20 protein-coding genes and 2 tRNA genes are annotated in these 19,829 nt (G+C 45.2%); 7 read left to right on the top strand and 15 right to left on the bottom strand.

The genetic code is table 11. The annotated features are described in order from the left end of the window. Positions 1-4: 4 nt before the first annotated feature. The 3 genes from WJM94_RS01585 to WJM94_RS01575 all read right to left on the bottom strand — a co-directional run bounded on the left by WJM94_RS01585 (position 5) and on the right by WJM94_RS01575 (position 2,740). On the bottom strand, positions 5-592 hold the full coding sequence (locus WJM94_RS01585; RefSeq protein WP_444492486.1) for a Tse2 family ADP-ribosyltransferase toxin: 588 nt from the start codon (positions 590-592) through the stop codon (positions 5-7). 245 nt (positions 593-837) lie between these two features. After that, positions 838-1,275 (bottom strand): eCIS core domain-containing protein, encoded by a 438-nt coding sequence (locus tag WJM94_RS01580; RefSeq protein WP_444492485.1) that lies wholly within the window; start codon positions 1,273-1,275, stop codon positions 838-840. Between the two features lie 82 nt (positions 1,276-1,357). Then, on the bottom strand, positions 1,358-2,740 hold the full coding sequence (locus WJM94_RS01575; protein ID WP_444492484.1) for an ATP-binding protein: 1,383 nt from the start codon (positions 2,738-2,740) through the stop codon (positions 1,358-1,360). 202 nt (positions 2,741-2,942) lie between these two features. Between WJM94_RS01575 and WJM94_RS01570 the strand changes: the two genes are divergently transcribed. The 3 genes from WJM94_RS01570 (at position 2,943) to panF (ending at position 5,853) form a co-directional block, all read left to right on the top strand. Further along, complete coding sequence (locus tag WJM94_RS01570) at positions 2,943-3,899, top strand: homocysteine S-methyltransferase family protein (protein WP_444492483.1); 957 nt, start codon at positions 2,943-2,945, stop codon at positions 3,897-3,899. 216 nt (positions 3,900-4,115) lie between these two features. After that, positions 4,116-4,397: a YhdT family protein gene (locus WJM94_RS01565; RefSeq protein ID WP_444492482.1), complete on the top strand. Its 282-nt coding sequence runs from the start codon at positions 4,116-4,118 to the stop codon at positions 4,395-4,397. Continuing rightward, a complete protein-coding gene (panF, locus tag WJM94_RS01560) occupies positions 4,390-5,853 on the top strand; it encodes a sodium/pantothenate symporter (protein WP_444492481.1) in 1,464 nt (487 codons plus the stop codon). Before WJM94_RS01565 ends, panF begins: the two co-directional genes overlap by 8 nt. 670 nt (positions 5,854-6,523) lie before the next feature. Here the strand turns inward: panF and WJM94_RS01555 are convergent. The 8 genes from WJM94_RS01555 to hppD form a co-directional block, all read right to left on the bottom strand. Beyond that, a tRNA-Val gene (locus tag WJM94_RS01555) sits at positions 6,524-6,600 on the bottom strand. A 35-nt stretch (positions 6,601-6,635) separates the two neighbouring features. Then, positions 6,636-6,712: transfer RNA gene (locus tag WJM94_RS01550), tRNA-Val, on the bottom strand. Between the two features lie 179 nt (positions 6,713-6,891). Next, on the bottom strand, positions 6,892-7,230 hold the full coding sequence (locus tag WJM94_RS01545; protein WP_444492480.1) for a hypothetical protein: 339 nt from the start codon (positions 7,228-7,230) through the stop codon (positions 6,892-6,894). A gap of 129 nt (positions 7,231-7,359) precedes the next feature. Next, the gene (locus WJM94_RS01540; protein ID WP_444492479.1) at positions 7,360-8,010 is read right to left on the bottom strand and encodes a DUF2726 domain-containing protein; all 651 of its coding nucleotides are present in this window, start codon (positions 8,008-8,010) and stop codon (positions 7,360-7,362) included. 148 nt (positions 8,011-8,158) lie between these two features. Next, a complete protein-coding gene (gene maiA, locus WJM94_RS01535; RefSeq protein ID WP_444492478.1) occupies positions 8,159-8,827 on the bottom strand; it encodes a maleylacetoacetate isomerase in 669 nt (222 codons plus the stop codon). A 26-nt stretch (positions 8,828-8,853) separates the two neighbouring features. Beyond that, positions 8,854-9,891, bottom strand: coding sequence for a fumarylacetoacetate hydrolase family protein (locus WJM94_RS01530; RefSeq protein ID WP_444492477.1), 1,038 nt, complete (start codon positions 9,889-9,891; stop codon positions 8,854-8,856). A 9-nt stretch (positions 9,892-9,900) separates the two neighbouring features. Further along, a complete protein-coding gene (locus WJM94_RS01525) occupies positions 9,901-11,031 on the bottom strand; it encodes a homogentisate 1,2-dioxygenase (protein WP_444492476.1) in 1,131 nt (376 codons plus the stop codon). Next, the gene (gene hppD / locus WJM94_RS01520) at positions 11,024-12,097 is read right to left on the bottom strand and encodes a 4-hydroxyphenylpyruvate dioxygenase (protein WP_444492475.1); all 1,074 of its coding nucleotides are present in this window, start codon (positions 12,095-12,097) and stop codon (positions 11,024-11,026) included. Before hppD ends, WJM94_RS01525 begins: the two co-directional genes overlap by 8 nt. 546 nt (positions 12,098-12,643) lie before the next feature. On the opposite strand from hppD, the gene WJM94_RS01515 reads away from it, so the two are divergent. Together WJM94_RS01515 and WJM94_RS01510 are read left to right on the top strand one after the other, a co-directional pair. Then, complete coding sequence (locus WJM94_RS01515; protein ID WP_444492474.1) at positions 12,644-13,750, top strand: M20/M25/M40 family metallo-hydrolase; 1,107 nt, start codon at positions 12,644-12,646, stop codon at positions 13,748-13,750. A gap of 182 nt (positions 13,751-13,932) precedes the next feature. Next, the gene (locus WJM94_RS01510; RefSeq protein ID WP_444492473.1) at positions 13,933-14,367 is read left to right on the top strand and encodes a hypothetical protein; all 435 of its coding nucleotides are present in this window, start codon (positions 13,933-13,935) and stop codon (positions 14,365-14,367) included. A gap of 134 nt (positions 14,368-14,501) precedes the next feature. Here the strand turns inward: WJM94_RS01510 and WJM94_RS01505 are convergent, their stop codons facing one another. Further along, entirely contained in the window at positions 14,502-15,584 is a 1,083-nt protein-coding gene (locus tag WJM94_RS01505) for an ABC transporter substrate-binding protein (protein WP_444492472.1), read from the bottom strand. A 182-nt stretch (positions 15,585-15,766) separates the two neighbouring features. On the opposite strand from WJM94_RS01505, the gene WJM94_RS01500 reads away from it, so the two are divergent. Together WJM94_RS01500 and WJM94_RS01495 are read left to right on the top strand one after the other, a co-directional pair. After that, positions 15,767-16,819, top strand: a complete 1,053-nt coding sequence (locus tag WJM94_RS01500) for a FecCD family ABC transporter permease (RefSeq protein ID WP_444492471.1) — start codon at positions 15,767-15,769, stop codon at positions 16,817-16,819. Between the two features lie 2 nt (positions 16,820-16,821). After that, a complete protein-coding gene (locus WJM94_RS01495; protein WP_444492470.1) occupies positions 16,822-17,589 on the top strand; it encodes an ABC transporter ATP-binding protein in 768 nt (255 codons plus the stop codon). 89 nt (positions 17,590-17,678) lie between these two features. Here WJM94_RS01495 and WJM94_RS01490 read toward each other — a convergent pair whose 3' ends face one another. The 3 genes from WJM94_RS01490 to WJM94_RS01480 all read right to left on the bottom strand — a co-directional run bounded on the left by WJM94_RS01490 (position 17,679) and on the right by WJM94_RS01480 (position 19,822). Next, complete coding sequence (locus tag WJM94_RS01490) at positions 17,679-17,936, bottom strand: hypothetical protein (protein ID WP_444492469.1); 258 nt, start codon at positions 17,934-17,936, stop codon at positions 17,679-17,681. 232 nt (positions 17,937-18,168) lie between these two features. After that, positions 18,169-19,320 carry a 23S rRNA (adenine(1618)-N(6))-methyltransferase RlmF gene (gene rlmF / locus WJM94_RS01485; RefSeq protein ID WP_444492468.1) on the bottom strand — a complete coding sequence of 384 codons (1,152 nt, stop codon included), beginning with the start codon at positions 19,318-19,320 and terminating at the stop codon, positions 18,169-18,171. Further along, complete coding sequence (locus WJM94_RS01480) at positions 19,307-19,822, bottom strand: YgjP-like metallopeptidase domain-containing protein (protein ID WP_444492467.1); 516 nt, start codon at positions 19,820-19,822, stop codon at positions 19,307-19,309. Before WJM94_RS01480 ends, rlmF begins: the two co-directional genes overlap by 14 nt. Positions 19,823-19,829: the final 7 nt, after the last annotated feature.

Below are 19,829 nucleotides of genomic sequence, written 5' to 3'. Positions count from 1 at the left end.
CACATTAGTTATCGATCCGATTCCAGTTAGCTTGTGTCCCTTGGACTGCATTTTGAAATTGAACTCTTGTTAGCTGTTGCCCTACAGCAGGTTCTATACTGTAATGACTGCCATGATCATTCCTCGCTACAAGAATTCCTGGTAAAGTGTTATCATCCAAACTCCAAATCCAACGAAATGTCTGCAAATTATTATCGTCTGTATTGTGTGTACCTTCTGGATAATGTTTACTTGCCGTAAAGCTCGGAATATCAGCCCTTGGATTGGACGTCGAAGTCCCTCCGGACTGTGGATTAACCCACCCTCCAGGATTGTCAGTACCTTCAGTATTCCTCACTCCTAATTCAAATCCACTATTATTTCCTAAGAGTGGCATATTTCCTCCTGGCGCATTTGCTTGCATCCCACGATATAGAGTGACAAATTGCACAGTACTACAGCTACTAATTGCCTGCTGCCGCTTTCTTTGTGTAATAACTAAAGGTCTATTATCCACAAAACTAACACCTTGCCTTATCTTATTTTTCTTTTGAACAACAGAAATAGCATCCGCTTTACTGCTATATTTGGATTTATTTACTCGTTCGTACATATCTCAAACCTTTTTAAATGTTCATGGTGATTACTTTAGTCTGTATTGACTTACCTATAACATTCCATCACCTAAATGTGACTTTTTAACCACCTATCCTTATCAAGTAGTAGCTAAATAACTCCTAACATTGATGCTATAAAACCACTCTCTTAGTAACTCTTATGAAACAGCTATAACCATCATTTTCTTAATCAACAACCTTATAAATAACCAGTTATTATTTACCACCGAAAATTCTGCAGTTACATTTTCAAAGCCCTATTCCCCATCTCAGTCGCTTCATTTTCCAGCGATGGGTTATCGTTTACCGCCATTCCTCCGACAGAGGTCGTTGGCTTGACGCGCCCTTCCATTTGCTGAACGACGTGCCCCAATTCGTGGGGTAAGTGTTTTTCCTGTCCGGATGCTAGATGAATATCGCTACCTTGCGCGTACGCGTGAGCCTGAACGGCAGCGGGTTTGCTGGAGTTGTAGTGCACTTTTACGTGATCAAGACTCTTTCCGCTCAAGCTTTCCATACCAGACTTTAAATTGTCCGGTAGACCTGTGCGATTGGGTTGACGTTGGATAGCGCTAGAGTCACGGTTATCTTCCAGTACTTGCGCGTTGGATTGACCAGACTTACGTTGGACAGAATCTGTGGACTGGGAAATGGATTGTTTATTAAGCTCAGAAAACACTTTGGTTATCCTCAAACGTTGCTCTAGCTTACATTGAGTCTAGGATCGAACGCATATTATGCAATAAAGCGCAAACGCCAATTTAGACCAGTTTATTGTCTTTTCTGAACTCATGACGGATGCCGGAGATGATATCTTGTTGATATACAATTCGTTCGTTTCGACGTATTGCCGTAAGTGCGCATTGACGAAGTACATTAATTATTTGACCACCCGCCATCTGATATTCATAGGCGATATCATTTAAGTCGACATCTTCTGCGAGTTCGCAAACATTGCGGAACGCATTTTTCCATAGCTGTAGGCGTTCTTCCGGACCGGGAATGGTGAAATGCACCATGTTCTGGAATCGACGGGTGAACGCTTCATCCATATTTCTTTTCAGGTTGGTAGCAACAATTACGGTGCCGGGAAAGTCCTCAATCTTTTGCAATAGATAACCCGTAAGCTGGTTAGCATGGCGATCATTTGAAGAGCTAGCTTCAGTTCGTTTACCAAACAGAGCGTCACCTTCGTCAAAAAAGAGTATCCACTCTTTATAGCTGGCAGCATCAAAAACGCGCGATAAGTTCTTCTCTGTTTCTCCAATGTATTTTGAAACCACCATGGACAAATCAACGCGATACACTTCTCTATTGGTAGATTTACCGAGTAACGCAGCCGTTAAGGTTTTGCCTGTACCGGGTGGCCCAGAAAATACCGCCCTATAGCCGGGCTTCACCTTTTTAGCCAACTGCCACTCTTGCATTAGAGTGCTGCCGTACGCCAGCCAGGCTCGAATCTCCTCAATCTGGCTCATCACACTATGCTCCAGCACCAATTCCGACCACTCGAGTGGTGTCTCTAGAGGATGAGCAGGGAAACTCGCACTAAGCTCAGGCTTATGCTGCTCTCCCGTGATGAAATAATTAAGCCAATGATCATTGAGGCGATAAACACCAGCTAAACCCGGAATCCCTGACTCCACAGAAAGTAATTCTGTCACTTGCTCTGCCATTAATTTATGGCGAGGAGAGAGAATCGACATGGTATGGATACGCCACTCAGGATTGTTGGCACAAATCAAGAAGTTAAGAGTCTGACCGGTAGGTACGAAGCCACTAAATGTTCGGTCAGCGACGCCGCCGAATTCAGTAAACGGACGATCAATCATACCGTTTAGGCCGAAAAAGAAATCGAGCGCATCGGGGCGGACAGACGGTGCCATTGCCAGCGCTAATGCAAGACGCTCAAACACATTCAATTCCCAATTAATAACCGTATCTGCATATAAACTGCTACCTGGCGCTGTGGCTGGAGGAGGAATGTCAAACCAATGCTGCTCATGCCCGTCTTGTTTGAGATAGCTACAAATAACCTGACTGATCACATTCGTTAGCCAGTCAACTTCCCGATAAAGCGCTAACATATTTGCAGTTTTATTGTCTGGTTGATAACCGTAGTCGTCGCTATCGAGTAATTCCATTACACCGCCTCCACTATACACAACTAATTGCTCATTCTATTAGTCTGTAAAAGTATAGGCGAAGCTGGGTTGTGCGAAGCCAATAATCTCCCCTCTTTCCGACGCATCTATTAATATATCTATCATTCTAAGTGTCACTAATGGCGGTTTGTTTCTAAACTACAAAGAGCGATTCTCATCTCACTTAGATGGAGGTTTCAGAATGGTCGCACAAAGATCTTTTCCAACTCAACAAGATGGACGACTCTATCTCACTGAAGGTGGGACAGAAACGGAACTCATGTATAAGTACGGCTTTGAATTACCTCAGTTTGCTATGTACCCCTTACTCGATAACCCCGCTGCGGTTGAAAAGATGAGAGAAATGTTCCGTAGCTACCTGAACGTCGCGGCAAAATATAAACTTTGTGCACTTATGGGCGGCCTCGACTATCGAGCAAGTCCTGACTGGGGTGCGCTGTTGGGCTATTCTCCGCAAAGTCTGGCTGACGCAAATATACGATGCATAGAGTTTCTTAGAGAGGTAGCGAAAGAGTACGCTGCTGATATTCCGGAAGTTCTGTTTCAAGGGCTTATAGGACCGCGTGGCGATGCATATTCGACCAATCACAAGATCACAGCGAATGAAGCAGAGGACTACCACTCTGTTCAACTAGAAACCTTAAAAAAAGCACAGGTGGATTTAGCGTTAGCGATCACCTTTAATAACATTCCAGAATCGATTGGTGTTGTTAGAGCTGCCCAGAAAATAGGTGTACCTCTGGCTATTTCACTCACACTAGATAGCAATTCAAAACTAAATTCTGGCCCAAGTTTAGCCGAGGCAATCACGACCATTGATAGAGAGACGGATAATGCAGTCGAGTTTTATTTGATCAACTGCTCTCACCCAGTGGAGTATGAACCTGCCATTGAACAGAGTGACTGGATTAATCGAGTTCGCGGAGTCAGACCAAATGCATCAAAAATGGAAAAAATTGCGCTATGTAAACTTGGACATCTGGAGGATGGTGATCCGGTAGAATTGGGAGAGCAATGTGGAGACCTAGCTAAGCGCTATCCTCATATGGATATTTGGGGTGGCTGCTGCGGAACTTGGGACAACCATCTGGAACAGATAGCAAAACAGGTAATCGCGGCCAAAAAGGCCGCTGAGTAGCGCTATATTCACAATCTTCAGATACGAGATAGCCCGCAGAAATGCGGGCTTTGTGTTTGTTCACTGATACAGCTCCTGATTATTATAAACAACACAGTAAAGCAGTATCCGCTAGTAGCTGAAATAAGGGAAATTAGACCTCACTTATTAATGTTCTAGTCCAATTGTTTTATCCTATGCCTCCTAAGGTAGTCGATTTAACGAAACAGTGAATTTATGCAAAAAAACTCTGACCTAAGCCGTCAGGCCAATCGCGAAGCACTTTGGGCGATACTTCTTGCTCTGGGCTACTTTGCCTGGTGGTATTGTGGCGCCTATGTTTTCTCAGCTCCAAAAGACGAACTGCAACTCCCTCAGTTGTACTGGGGCATGCCACTGTGGTTTGTATTGTCATGTGTGCTTGGTCCAATCCTTTTTACCGTACTATGCGCGCTAATGGTTAAATACCTTTATAAGGATCTCCCTCTCGATAATTACGACGATGAACATTATGAATAGCCAGCTTATTATTCCTTTATGTATTTACCTTTTAGCGGTTTTCGCTCTGGCATTCCTGACTCGCCGTTATCACAAACCGGGGAACTTTCTCACCGAATACTTCGTGGGAAGCCGCAGTATGGGAGGATTTGTCCTCGCAATGACACTTGCAGCAACCTATGCGAGCGCCAGTAGCTTTATCGGTGGACCGGGAGCGGCGTATAAAATGGGACTGGGTTGGGTGTTACTGGCAATGATCCAGCTACCTGCTACCTGGCTAACTCTGGGCGTTCTGGGGAAAAAATTTGCGATAGAAGCAAGACGTCATAACGCTCTGACGATCAACGATATGTTATATGCTCGTTTTAAGAGCCGAAAAGTCGTGATCTTCTCTTCACTTGCGTTGCTTCTGGCCTTCTTCGGAACGATGGTAGTGCAATTTGTTGGGGGAGCCCGACTGTTGCAGACCGTGCTTGGAATCAGCTACCAGCATGGGCTACTGCTATTCGCCTGTACGGTCGGTATATACACGACTATTGGTGGTTTCCGGGCCGTCGTCCTGACCGACACCGTTCAGGGGGTGATGATGGTCATCGGCACCATCGTTCTGCTGGCTGGTGTTATTCACGCTGGCGGGAGCCTGGAAAACCTGGTCACCAAACTTCACTCCATAGACCCTGCTTTGGTAACACCATATGGTCCGGACCATTTCCTCAGTCAGCCGTTTATCCTGAGCTTTTGGGTTCTGGTCTGTTTTGGCGTGATCGGGTTACCACAGGCTGCCGTCCGCTGCATGTCATACAAAGACAGCCCTTCTCTCCATAAAGGTATGGTGATCAGCACAATTATGATTGCATTACTGATGTTCGGGACTCACCTGACCGGAGCCTTAGGCAGAGCGATCGTGCCAGAGGTTGCCAGCCCGGATCAAATTATGCCAACACTGATGATGACGGTTCTGCCCCCAATGTTTGCCGGAATCTTTCTGGCCGGGCCAATGGCGGCCATTATGTCGACTATCGATTCACAGCTGATTCAAGCATCATCGACGCTGTTGAAAGACCTTTATATTAACTATATCAATCCTCAAATCATTGAAGACCAAAGTGCTGACGGTAAACTGAACCGCATCTCACTATGGACAACGGCTATTTTCGCCAGCCTGGTCTTTGTTGCGGCGACGAATCCCCCAGATATGATCATCTGGCTGAACCTTGTAGCACTGGGAGGTTTGCAGGCCGTATTTTTATGGCCTCTGGTATTTGGTTTGTACTGGTCAAAAGCCTCTGCTACTGGCGCGTTTAGCTCGATGGTCATTGGGCTTGGTGTATACATCAGCTTAGTTTGGTTCAAACCCGATATGGCTGGTGTTCACCCCATCGTTCCGACGATGATTACGGGCATGCTTGCTTTCGTTATCGGCAGCTTATTGAAGCCCAATACAAATGAAAACAAAGAGTTAGTTTCAGTCAATTAAAAGAGCTAAACATATTTCACACAGAAAGAGCGATAGTTGATATAAGCTACATTTATCGCTCTCTCTTTTTTACACTCAAGACCAAAACTGAACTACGTAAAGGTCGATTATGATTTAATTGTTACACTCTTTTTTTCACTTACATCCACTTGTAAAGAGAACACATCAGGTGGCGCATAATGCCCTACCACATCAAAATCATAGCGAGATTTGGTTATTTGGGACATATCGATCTCTGTTGTCAATAATCCTTCTTGTCCATACATTGGTCCTGTCAAAATGTTACCCAGCGGATCAACAATAATACTGCCACCTTTAATAAAGGGGCGATTTGAATCCCATCCTTACGCAGTTCTACCTGTTTGCTCTGGCGAACCTTGCACCTAAACAGCACTAACAACAAAACAACGCCCTTCGTTAATGAGTTGCCCTGATTACGCGCTTAAATTGAACCAGATAGCAATGCATTCGTCCTAAAACTGCATAGATCGTGGTCACCAGATGGTCACAATGGTGACCATCTGTGCCCAATAAGGTATGACTCAGTGAATATTATGCACATAAATATGCGATGTTCAGATGGGGAAATTTGGGTTGGATTAGATAAACCCTAGATACGACAAAGCCCACACGAATGCGGGCTTTGTGTTTGTTCACGAAGAACTAAATTTGGTGGGTCCGGGCGAACTCGAATCGCCGACCCCTACCATGTCAAGGTAGTACTCTAACCAACTGAGCTACGGACCCAAATTTTTTGTTCCTGTTTACCATTCTATTCAGAATGGTGCGTCCGAGTGGACTCGAACCACCGACCCCCGCCATGTCAAGGCGATACTCTAACCAGCTGAGCTACGGACGCATTTCTCTGGAACGAGAAGGATATTAGCCATAAGCTATCTGGGGTGCAAGCATAAATTCGCTAACTTTGAATCGTTTGGCGAAAATGTAAACTCAACACCCGTTTTCAGGTGATTTTATCGGCTAAAAGCGCCTAACGCAGGTATAAGAATGTGATCTAAGTAACTTTTTAGTTTTCGTTTAATTATCGTAAGGCACTTCATTTAACATCCAGAGCTGCAAGGTGTAGGAAACATCGGGGCAAGATCCAAAAAGAATTTGGTATTGAGGATCAAAAGATTCACCGATATAAGTGGTACGAATCAACTCCCCCGTTTTTAAATCCACTTGAGTACTTACTCGGCCTTTGAAGTTTTGAAAGATAACAAACTGTTCACTGTGATAAATCATTTGGTCACGATAAAACAAAAAGTAATCTTGTGGTGTATCGGTGAGGTGGCATTCTAATGGCTCCACGTTCGGTAAAGCATTAGCATTTGAAGCGAGCAGTATCAGAGAACAAATCAATCCATATCGCATAGCACTAACCTACTTTAATTCCTTTATCTAAGTATAGGACTTATATGCCAATAACCTCACCACTCTCGGTTCAGTGATATAAAAAAGGCTTTAACTTAAAGAAGTCAAAGCCCGCTATACCTCATTGCTCTATTCGAACACCACATTGTAGTTCTCGGTGTAAGTGCAGTTTGGCTGACGGCTACAGGTAAAAAAGCGTCGCCCTTTAAACTCACCTTGACTTGCTGTCCTGATTATCATCGGACTGCTGCACTTTTTACAAAAGCGCACCTCTTTTTCCGGCTCTATCAAATCAATGTGTGCTGCAAGCAATCGACGCAAACGCCCAACTTGGTAGCTGTGCTTTATTGATGTTCCGATCAATGGCAAGTTGGCCGTTTTACACACATGGATCAGTAGTTTTTGCCTTTCAATCTTGCCTTTATTAAGTGGTTGCCCGTCGTCCAGTTCAAGGATCACTCGCGGTTCCAGCGTACGCGGGTCACAAATGACATAGTCAAAGTAGCTTCTGGAAATGCGGTTAGTCGCAACAAAAAGCTGCTTCTTGTTTTTTATTTCTTTCGGAGCCACCAAACTGGACATATTTACTTTGGCAAATACGACTGCGTGCTCTCCAACCGCTGTACTTAACGCATTGAAAAAGGCACCTTCCGGGCCTCGCAGCAAAGCCCCCTTGGAGCGATAGGGGTAATCACGAGTATCATCATGTTTGATTACATACTTTTGAATAATGAAGATAAAAACAACCAGAAGAACAACGATGATAAAGATGTTGGTCATAGATAAAGTGGTCCAAAAACAACAAGTTGCTCAAAGCGTAAATGGAAACGTCAGTCAGAGCAACAAAAGGGTTCAGTTTTGCAGTACTTGCAAGATTCAGGAGAGGAAAGAAGAGCTTAATAAAGGTTTCTCTATTAAGCTCTGAGGTCTAGCTATTTGCATCGGGTTGATGCTCAGGCATAGCATCAATAAAAGCAGGAAGTTGGTAACACGCTTCAACAATCGAATTGATGACTGGATACGGTGCTAAATCGACGCCAAAACGCAAGGCGTTATAGACTTGCGGCACCAGACAAATATCGACGATTGAAGGCGAATCAGTCAGGCTGAATAGGCAATCCCCCTGCTCTTTTCGATGGTTCGCGAGTTTCTCTTCTAGTGAAGCGAAGCCCTTATTAATCCAGTGATGAATCCAGGCAACTTTACACTCCTGATTGCACGCTAACTCCCCTTCCAAATACTGCAAAACTCGCAAGTTATTCAGTGGGTGAATCTCCATCGCAATATCCTGCGCCATTGCTAACGCTTGATAACGAAGCGGCGCTAGCTCTGGAATAACAGAAACATCCGGATAGTTTTCATCAAGATACTGAATGATCGCCAGCGACTGGTTTAATCGAAGCTTCCCATCCACCAGCACTGGTACCAGTTCAGTGGCATTTAGCTCATGATACTCGTCACTATGCTGCTCGCCCCCATTGCGTACTAAATGCACCGACTTTGAATCATATTCAAGTCCTTTAAGATTCAAGCAAATACGTACGCGATAAGCCGCTGAAGATCGCCAATATCCATATAGAGTGATCGGTTCGCTCATTTATCCTTCCTATATGAGACTGTGCATTAATGTTTCAGGTACTGACTAACTTGCTGGTTAATGGCCCCAAAGATACTGCTGCCATCTTTATCGAACATCTCAAGCTTGATTGAGTCTCCAAACGACATAAAGTTTGTTGACGGTTTACCATCACGAATCGTTTCAATCATACGAACTTCAGCAATGCATGAGTAACCTACGCCACCTTCCTCAATCGAACTGCCATATTCTGTATCCTGCTTGTTCGAAACCGTCCCAGAGCCGATGATTGCACCTGCTGACAACGGACGCGTTTTGGTGGCATGAACAATTAAATCTGCAAAATCAAAAGTCATGTCCACACCCGCATTAGGGCAACCAAATGGCTTATGGTTATAGGTAGAAACCAGTGGCAAATGGACTTTATTTTCGTACCACGCATCGCCTAATTCATCCGGAGTTACAGCGACAGGAGAAAACGCCGATGAAGGCTTAGATTGGAAGAAGCCAAATCCTTTCGCTAACTCCGCTGGAATCAATCCGCGCAGCGAGACATCGTTCACCAACATGATAAGTCGAATGGACTCCTGCGCTTCGGCAACGCTTGCCCCCATTGGTACATCACCCGTCACCACCGCAACTTCGCCTTCAAAATCAATGCCCCATTGGTCGCTGGCAAACTCAATGTTATCGCAAGGACCAATAAACGCATCCGAACCACCCTGATACATCAATGGATCCGTCCAAAAGCTTTCTGGCATTTCTGCGCCACGCGCTTTGCGAACCAACTCAACGTGATTAACGTACGCACTGCCATCCGCCCACTGATAAGCGCGAGGCAATGGGGACTCACAATAGTGCGCTTCGAACTCTTCAAACCCAGCGACCGTACCGTTATTCAGGGCGGTATAAAGTTCTTCCAGTTGTGGCGCTAAGGTTTTCCAATTATCCAGAGCGACTTGCATTGTTGGCGCTAAATTCATCGGGTGGAAAATTTCCGACACTGGTACACAGCGTGTTAAGTCTTTGCTCACGACCATCAACAGACCGTCACGAGTACCATTTTTTTTGGTTGCTAATTTCATCCTTGCCTCTTACTTCTCTTGCCAGCTGTAGACGTACTCTTTGTTCTCAACGGTTTCCAGTTCATCCGAGAACTGAAGTGCGTGGCGCGTATCGATCATCACCGCCACCTCGTCAGTAAACTTCTTCTTATGTTCCCGACCCGCTTTAAATGCTTTTGGATGAGGGCCATGAGTAAAGCCTGCCGGGTGGAACGTCACCATGCCGGCTTCAATATTGTCACGGCTAAAGAAGTCGCCTGCGTGGTAGAACAAGACTTCGTCATAATCATCATTGTTGTGGTAGAACGGTACTTTAAGCGCCCCAGGATCACTCTCAATCGGACGAGGAACAAACGTACACACCACAAATCCCGCTCCTACAAATGTAGTATGTGCAGACGGTGGTAAGTGGTAGCGATGTGACATAAGTGGACGAATATCACGCCAGTTCACTTTCACCACGGCTAAGTCACCATGCCAACCAATTGCATCTAAAGGATTAAACGGGTAGGTGATAACACTGACTTTATCGTGACGCTTCACCTGTACCTGAGTACGATTCTCAGAGTACTGGGCACGGAATTGATCGTTGATTGACGGGGTTTCCAGTACCGCCGGATCAAATACCGCGTGGTTACCCACCATGCCTTTTTCTGGCAATGAGTAGGCTGCATCGGTGTTTTCAATCATCAGGATGAACATCGGCTCACTTGGTTCCAAGCGCCAACTCGTCGAACGCGGGATCATGACATAATCCCCTTCACTTACCTTCAAGTGTCCGTAGTCACAATAAAGGTCCGCTGTACCTTGGTGGATAAACAACAGCTCATCGCCGTCTGCATTTCGCACCAAGAAATCCATCTTTTCATCCATACGCCAAACACGGATCTTACAATTCGCGTTGTGCAGTAAATGTGGCACAGCCCAAGGGGTAATTTGGCTAGCCTTCTCCACTAAAGTGAAATCGAAAGCTCGCGGGCGTAACTCGCCTTCCCACTCAGACCAGCCTGTAGGCGCGTGTTGGTGATGAAAATGTGCCGCAGGGCCAAAGAAACCACTTCGACCTGCTTCACGTTCATATATTGCCTCTTCCGGGAAATCAGCATGTGCTTGTTTAGAGCACACTCCCTCCCGATGAGGGAATGTGATCCATTTATGCATCGCTCAGTACTCCACGGCGAATTTGGTCTTCTTCAATCGATTCAAACAGCGCTTTGAAGTTACCTTCACCAAAGCCTTCATTGCCTTTACGCTGAATGATTTCGAAGAACACAGGGCCAATTACGGTTTGCGTAAAGATTTGCAGCAAAATGCCGTCTTTCATCGGCGCTCCATCAATAAGGATTTGCAAGTCACGAAGTTTACTTACGTCCTCGTTATGGCCTTCAACACGCTGGTCTACTTTCTCGTAGTACGTATCAGGTGTTGGCATAAAGTTCATGCCACGGTCACGCAAGGTTTGAACCGTTTGATAGATATCATCCGTTGTCAGCGCAATATGCTGAATGCCTTCGCCGTTGTATTCGCGGATAAACTCTTCGATTTGCGATTTATCGTCAGACGACTCATTGATAGGAATACGGATCTTACCGCAAGGTGCCGTCATTGCTCGGCTGACAAGACCCGTAAGTTTACCTTCAATATCGAAGTAACGAATTTCACGGAAGTTACCAATACGCTCATAAAAACCAGACCAGACGTCCATGTTGCCTTGCTTCACGTTGTGCGTCAGATGGTCGATTTCGTAGAGGCCAACATCAGATTTCGCTAAGCGTTCTTCCGCATCATCATAAAAGCGGAAATCGACATCATAAATGCTCTGCTTACCGTAACGGTCAACAAAATAGAGTAAACTTTCACCAATTCCGTAAATAGCAGGAATGCTCAGCTCCATCGGACCAATTTCGGTTTTGTATTGTGTACCGCCGTTCTGTATTGCGTGCTCAAGTGCCGCTGTTGCGTCTTTTACTCGAAATGCCATACCACATACTGACGGGCCGTGTACTTTTGCAAACTCTTCAGCTTGACTATGAGGCTGCGCATTGACGATGAAACTGATGTCACCTTGTCGATACAACCATGCTTCTTTTGAGCGGTGCTTGGCGATTTCAGCAAAGCCTAACGATACAAACAGTTCTTTCAGTTGTTCAATGCCTTTGCTGTCTGCAGCTGTGTATTCAACAAACTCAAATCCATCTGTACCTAATGGGTTGTAAGTATCCACCATGACTTTCTCCTTGCGTCATTAATTTGTTTGACAGCGTTCTTTCGCTGTTTGAACTTATTTTCTTAACTTGGCGCAGGTGGGGAAAAATTGGAATACATCAACAAAAATCTCTATTTACGGGTTCTGAGGGCACAAATGTAAAGATAATGTTACATAGAATAACCAGTAGTCGTTCATGCCTTTTCTAACAAGCTAATTACTTTAATTTCATACAATTAAACTATCAGTTTGATATTTACATAGCGCCATCAATTGTAAACAGTTTGTTACCATGGTGATATTTCTTGGCACTGTGGTGATGATGTAAACAATCTTTCACTAACATAGAGTCATCGCTTATCGGCTATTACCATTTCGCTGGATAACGTGATTACACAACCAGTTTCTTAACGTATTTGGGCATAATTGTGTCAAGCCGGTGACTTTATTGATTCATCTCAGTATCCCTTACTCTCTCATGTGTAATAACACCCGCTCTGTTCCTTTCCGAGGACGTTCTCTGACTCCATCGTTAGCGCCCTCGCCCCTGCAAGATGAGACATCCAAATGACACAAATTAACCAAGAACGTCTAGTTGAACACTTCTGCCAACTGGTTCGCATTGACAGCGAATCGATGAATGAAAAACAAATCGCAGAGACTCTGGCTGAGCAACTGGGCGTGTTAGGCTTTGCGGTTCGCAAACTCCCTGTACCAGAGCATATTTCAAATGGCTTCAACGTCTATGCCCGTCTGGAAGGTAAAAAAGAAGGCTCGATTCTCATGAGCTGCCACATGGATACCGTAACGCCGGGTATCGGTATTGAGCCGATCATCGAAGACGGCATTATTCGCTCAAAAGGCAACACGATTCTTGGCGGTGACGACAAATCTGGTATCGCTGCAATCATGGAAGCCGTACGCTGCATTCAAGCGGAAAATCTAGAGCACAAAACGTTAGAGCTTGCGTTCACCGTGCATGAAGAAGGCGGTCTGTTCGGTTCTGAGTATTTCGATATGACTCATGTAACGTCAAAAGAAGCGATCGTACTTGATACCGGCGGTCCAATCGGTACCATCGTGACTGCTGCTCCAGGCCAGCAAAAGATCGTTGCAACGATCAAAGGTCGTCCTGCGCACGCGGGTCTTGCGCCAGAAGAAGGCATCAGCGCAATCATGGTTGCAGCAGATGCCATCAACCAAATGAAGTTACTTCGCATCGACGAAGAAACCACTGCGAACATTGGTATGGTAAACGGCGGTCAGGCAACAAACATCGTTATGCCAGAGCTTAAAATTGTGGCTGAAGCGCGCTCTCTCAACGGAGGTAAACTGGAAGCACAAGTTAACCACATGATCTCGACATTCAAATCGGTTGGTGAAAAACACGGAGCGGTAGTCGACATCGAATCTAAGCGAGCATACGATGCGTTTGTTATTAAAGAAGACAACGCACACGTAGCAGATATCAAAGCAGCATTTGCGGATATGGGTATTGAAGCGTTCACCAAAGGCACGGGCGGTGGTAGCGACGCAAATAACTTCAATAAGAAAGGTCTGACAACGGTTAACCTCTCAACTGGTATGGCAAAGGTGCACACCACTGAAGAGTTCATCGCGGTTGATGATATGGTGAAAATCACTCAGTTCATCAAACACTACCTGGTGAAATAATCACACGTAGACATCTCGATGGCTGTTTTCGACAATGATTACATGTAAAGGCTCTCGCTCTAGTCGAGAGCCTTTCGTTTATTAAACGTAAGTCACGCGCGACAATCGGCAACAGCGTGTTATGGACTAGCGCCTTAGCATCACGTTAAAATGCGATATCTTTGATAACTTCGTATGACTTTATGACCGATGCTGACATCGAACTTCAACATATTTGGTTGGAAGTTCAGACACAACGCTGGCACAACATTTCCCGCTTCCTGTTTAGCTATTACTGCTTCAAACACAATCTCGTAAGCAAAACGAATAAGCCATGCTGGGAGACAGCCAGAAAAGAATTACCTGCGTCAACCACAATTCAAACTCGCAAGGACAGTGTCGTTGAACCTTTAGTCCCTGAGGAAGCGATTATTGGCTTACTCAAAACCCTGAGCAAAGATGAAGAGATATCATTCGACGCTATGGTGCAAACACTAGAAGCGTTTTTGCACTATGTAGTGATAAGTAAACAAGAGAAAGAGAAGCTCAAGCCGAACATGCCAGCTATCTGGTATCAGGAAATTGAAAAGCCGTTAAAGGCTCGTTTTGAACTTGCTGGTATTTCAATTTCAGATTGATAAGTTCGCCATCAGTGAATCTGAATTTGCAGGGGTTACTCTGGTTTAGAAAGTGAGTTGAGAAACGTAAACAGAAAAAGCCGAAACTAATCGAGAAAGACTAACTTCGGCTCAGCAGACATTACGACTTGAGATTAAAGCTCAGTCATAAACGTACCAGCAGGTTTAATCGGCAGGTACTTTTCATAAAAACCTTCGTACGCCGCTTCTGGATCTAAATCACTGAACACTTCTGGGTACATGATTTTGGCATAAAACTGAATCAGCGCGCCATCAATGATGGTACGGCAAGCACCGTGGTAAGCCGCATACATACGATTATTTTTTACCGCAGAAATCGAAGACCAACCGATACGCTTTTTAAAGCCCGCTAATCTTTCTTTGGCTAATGCTTGGTCAACACCTTCACCCATGAGCATTGAATCATCTGCACTGCCTGACTCGTAGCCGGTCATAACAATAACGTCTGGGTTTGCAGCAATGATCTGTTCTGGGTTCAGTTTGCCCCACCACTCAACGAATGGCGCAGAAATGTTGTCACCGCCTGCCATTGTAGCTATCGCTCCCCACATGTTCTTGCCAAATGTGTAGCCAACTTCACCCACACCAGAAGCGCCATATTCAGTGTAAACTTTTGGTTTAGCAAGGTTTGCTTTCTCCAATCGCTCGCTGATCATCTCAACATTTTGCTTGTATTCATTCGCGATGGTTTCTGCTCGCTCTTGCTGACCGGTGATTTCACCAATGAGTTTAGTCGTCTGAACATGTCGCTCAACCGTTTGTGCGTTGTAGTCCACCACGACAACTGCGATACCGGCACTCTTCATGCGCTCAACATCCGCTTCCAGCGCTTTGAACTGCCAATCCGCTAGCATCACCACATCTGGGCTTAGACTGATTACCTTCTCAACAGAAAACGCATTGGTATCAACGCGCCCAATTTCTGGGATCGCATCCAGTGATGGTCGATGTGTCACATACGCCTGCCAGCTTGCAGAACGAGCCTGCCAAATGTACTTAGACATGCCTACAACGTTGTCATACGCCGCTTCGGTACCGATCGCCATGTAATCTTCTGGATAGAAGCCGACTACCACTCTTTTTGCTGGCGAATCGAACGTAACCTCACGTCCTAGCACATCTGTAACGGTAGTTTGTTCGGCAAAAGACAGCGTGCTAACGCATACAGCAGCAAGCGCTAATAAGTGTTTCAACATCAAGACGGTTCCTTTTTATTCTATGAGTAAGACGGCTCCAATTCCCGCCTCGCTGGCGTATATTAATTCTTTTATTAATGATAATGCAACTAACTATCATTAATGCTAGTATCGCTACCTTCCTAGCGCGCCGAGTAAGTCTATCTACTGGCCGTAAATAAATAATAATTAGGTAGTAAGTCGTGCAATCTGCAGTTTTAGAACAGCTTATCCAGCAGCAACGTAAGAGTGAAAAGCGTCGAATTTTGGTGATTGGCGCATTCAGCGCACTCATTCTGATGACTTTCGTTCTCGACATCATGACAGGCCCTTCCCTGCTTGATGCGACCAAAGTCCTTTACTCTCTGTTTGAATTTATTGGCCTGCCATATCAGGTTGAACCTTCCACTCAAATCATTGTGACAGAGCTACGACTGCCAATTGCGATAATGGCGATTGTCGTTGGAGGCGCGCTCGGAATGGGCGGAGCCGAGATGCAGACTTTGCTCAATAATACAATGGCAAGCCCGTACACCTTGGGAATGGCTGCGGCCGCTGGCTTTGGTGCTGCTATCACCCTGTATATGGGATCGTTTGGCTTAAGCAGTTATTACGCGGTTCCGATGGGTGCATTCTTATGCTGCATGTTGTCTGCTTGTTTCCTGTTTTCTTTAGCATCGGCTCGTCATATCAGTTCAGGACAACTCATTCTTGCTGGTATTGCCCTGCTGTTTTTGTTCCAGTCGCTATTGTCTCTGGTTCAGTTCGTATCCTCTCCAGAACTTAGCCAGCAGATTCTCTTTTGGTTATTCGGTAGTTTAACCAAAGCGACCTGGAATACCGTTGCGATTACTTCTGCTGTCGTGCTTATCGGTGGAATACTTTTACTGAAAGATGCATGGAAGCTGACCGCGCTTCGACTGGGAGAAGAGCGTGCGAAAAGTGTTGGCGTTAACATCACTCGCTTACGTCTGAAAACGCTGTTTATCGTTGCGGTCATCACCGCTACCGTAACCAGCTTCGTCGGGATCATCGGCTTTGTGGGTATCGTTGCTCCTAACATGGCGAAATCCATGGTGGGTGAAGATCAGCGATTCTTCTTGCCACTCTCTTTCCTGATTGGTGCTTTCCTGCTTTCTGGCGCGTCGGTTCTGTCAAAAATCATCGTTCCAGGTGCACTGTTCCCGATCGGTATCGTTACTGCGATCATCGGCGTACCTTTCTTCTTCTGGTTGATTTTGGCGAAGCGAGGTTAAGGATGCTGGTAGCAAACAACGTAAACATTCAGATTGATACATTAACCCTTGCCAATGACTTCAACTTCAAACTGGAACCGGGTCAGGTAACAGCGGTACTCGGGCCAAATGGTGCGGGTAAAAGTACCCTACTTAAAGCCATTTTCGGTGATGTAAATCTGGCCAGCGGCTCAATTTCTCACTACGGTGATGAGCTCAATCACAAGTCTCTCTCTTCATGGCGAGCTAAGTTTGGCTACATGCCACAAGATATCGGCTTAGAGGTTAGTTTGACTGTTATTGAAGTGGTACTGATGGGACGTTTAGACAGCCTCAGCCTGCGTATCGATGACAAACTTCTTGGCGAAGGCTTACAGATACTCAATAGCATCGGCATGGCGCATTTAGCTAACCGCAACGTGAGTTCTTTAAGTGGTGGTCAGCGTCAAATGATCCTGTTCGCTCAAGCTATCATGCGCAACCCACAAATCATGCTGCTTGATGAACCCGTCAGCGCACTCGACCTTCATCACCAACACGTGTTGCTCGACCATCTTGTTACTCAAACTCGCGCACAGAACTACGTGAGCATCATGGTTTTACACGATCTCAATCTTGCCGCACAGTACGCCGATAATCTCTTGGTGATAAAACAGGGTGAATTAGTCAGCGTAGGAGCGCCAAAAGACGTCCTAACCACAGAGTTAGTGAAAGATATCTATCAAGTGGAAGCGAATGTTCATCATGATGAAGACGGCGTGCCATTTATCAGAACGATGAAAGCCAGTTAGGAAAGAAAAAAGCACTGGCTGGAGTTGAATTTGCATTGCTAGATTACGTTTTATCAAGCGTTCTCTAGCAGTGACTAATCCTTAATTTTCTACTTACCATCCGATACTTTAATAGTGATCAATCCAGCTTCGAGCGCCATATCAACCACCTTTTGAAACTCTGCAGGATGAAGCAGCACGTACCCAGTCAAAGCGAACCCATCGTGTTTCGACGTAGGGTCTCTTTCACCACTACCACTTATGCGGATCTCTCCGGACACTAACTCCGCTTTGTCCAACATAACAATACATTCGTCTTCTTCAATTTGACCCGATGAAGAATATTCTCTAGAAATTCCTACCTTCATATTTGTTCACTCATACAATGGATCTCATTGAATATTAGTAACACCCTAAAAGTACGTCAAAATAGAAAATCACAATCGATAATTTATGGGTTCAAGAGATACTCGTCGTGAGAGGTGCTCAGAGCTAACAGCAGATTTGATGCAGAAATGAAGTGGCACAATCTATCAGCTCTAACTACAGACTGATTTTAGAGCTGACAAATTGAAAAACAGAAACTGGGAAGATGGTACGTTAACTAATCGACTTTACTAGTCTATTTAAGTTAAGCGCTCGCCACGCCTTACGCTCTTCTTTATCCATATATGACCAAGCGATAAAGCGACTCACCTTCTGGCCTTGACTCATTTCCACTATGCGAATGGCTTTCGCGCCGAGTTTTTCAAGCTGCTTACGCATTGGACGTACATTCTCTTTCTTGGAAATTAGCGTTGTAAACCAAAGCACTTGCGCGCTGAAACCCTGGCTTTCGTTAGCCATCTTGCGAATAAATGCTGCTTCTCCACCATCACACCAAAGTTCTGCATTTTGGCCGCCAAAGTTAAGTGTTGGCTTAGCTGAACTTATGCGCGCAGGTTTCATGCCTTTTTTTTGTTGGTTGGCTCGTAAGTTATCCACTTTACGTTGGCTACCCATCGCCGCTTCTTCTGCTGAGCGATGGAAAGGAGGATTACAAGTTGTGACATCGTAACGTTCATCTGGCTGAATCACCCCACGATAGATGTTGGCCTGGCTAGGCTGTCTTACCAGTTCGATTCTGCCATTGAGAGAAACATTGCCATCGACAATCGCCTGAGCCGACTCAATTGACGTTGGATCGACATCGCTGCCAGTATAGTGCCATCCGTATTCTGTTACCCCGACAATTGGGTAGATGCAGTTTGCACCAACACCAATATCTAGCGCACGAACGTCATGATGTGGGTATTTGCCTTTGACTTCCCCGTCGAGCAATTCGGCGACACGGTGAATATAATCGGCACGTCCCGGAATTGGCGGACACAAATAGTGTTCAGGAATATCCCAGAAATCGATATCGTAATACGCAGCAAGCAGGGCTTTATTGAGCATTTTGACCGCTTTTGGATCAGAGAAATTGATCGAGTCTTCCCCATTCGGGTTCTTAATCACAAAGGCTTCTAATCGTGGCTCACTCGCAATCAACTTTTTAAAGTCATAACGGCCACGATGCGGGTTGCGTTCGTGCAATCCACTTTTGGCAATTTTAATGAAGTCAACATCGCTTGTCGCAGCTGTTGGTGACTTTACTTTGGCTGAGTGCTTATGCTTCACACGTTTCTCAGCTTTCGCGCCATCTTTACCCTGCTTTGGCTTTGCTACTTTTTTGGATTTTTCTGGCTTAGCGGGTTGGTTATTGTTCTTCATTCGAGTTCGCTTTTAAATCGAGGTAAATCATAAACAGACGCGCATCAAATTCTAACTGGTGATACTCGGGTTCCATATAACAACACAATTGGTAAAACGCTTTATCGTGCTCTTTCTCACGCGTATGAGCCAATTCATGCACCACCAGCATTCTTAGCAGTGGTTCGGGTGCTTCTTTAAAGACATTCGCAATACGAATTTCGTTCTTCGATTTGAGCTTGCCGCCATGGTTACGACTTATCACGCTGTGCAGCCCTAGCGCGTTATTAATTAAGTGAATTTTTTTATCGTAGACTACTTTGCTAATCGGTGCCGCTTTCTTCATATAACGATTTTTGATCGCTATTGCGTACTCATACAACGCCTTTTCACTTTTGATTTGATGGCGTTCTGGATAGCGTTTTTCGAACCAGGAAATCAGCCTACCGCTGTCTACCAAAGAGCTAACTTGCTCAACAATGTGTGGAGGATAACCCTGAATGTATCGAAGTGACGGATGCATGGTGTAA

Source organism: Vibrio sp. YIC-376 (genome assembly GCF_052353105.1).
GTDB lineage: Bacteria > Pseudomonadota > Gammaproteobacteria > Enterobacterales > Vibrionaceae > Vibrio.
Note: the sequence above shows the minus strand (reverse complement) of the source record. Positions and strands in the feature narration are given on the sequence as shown.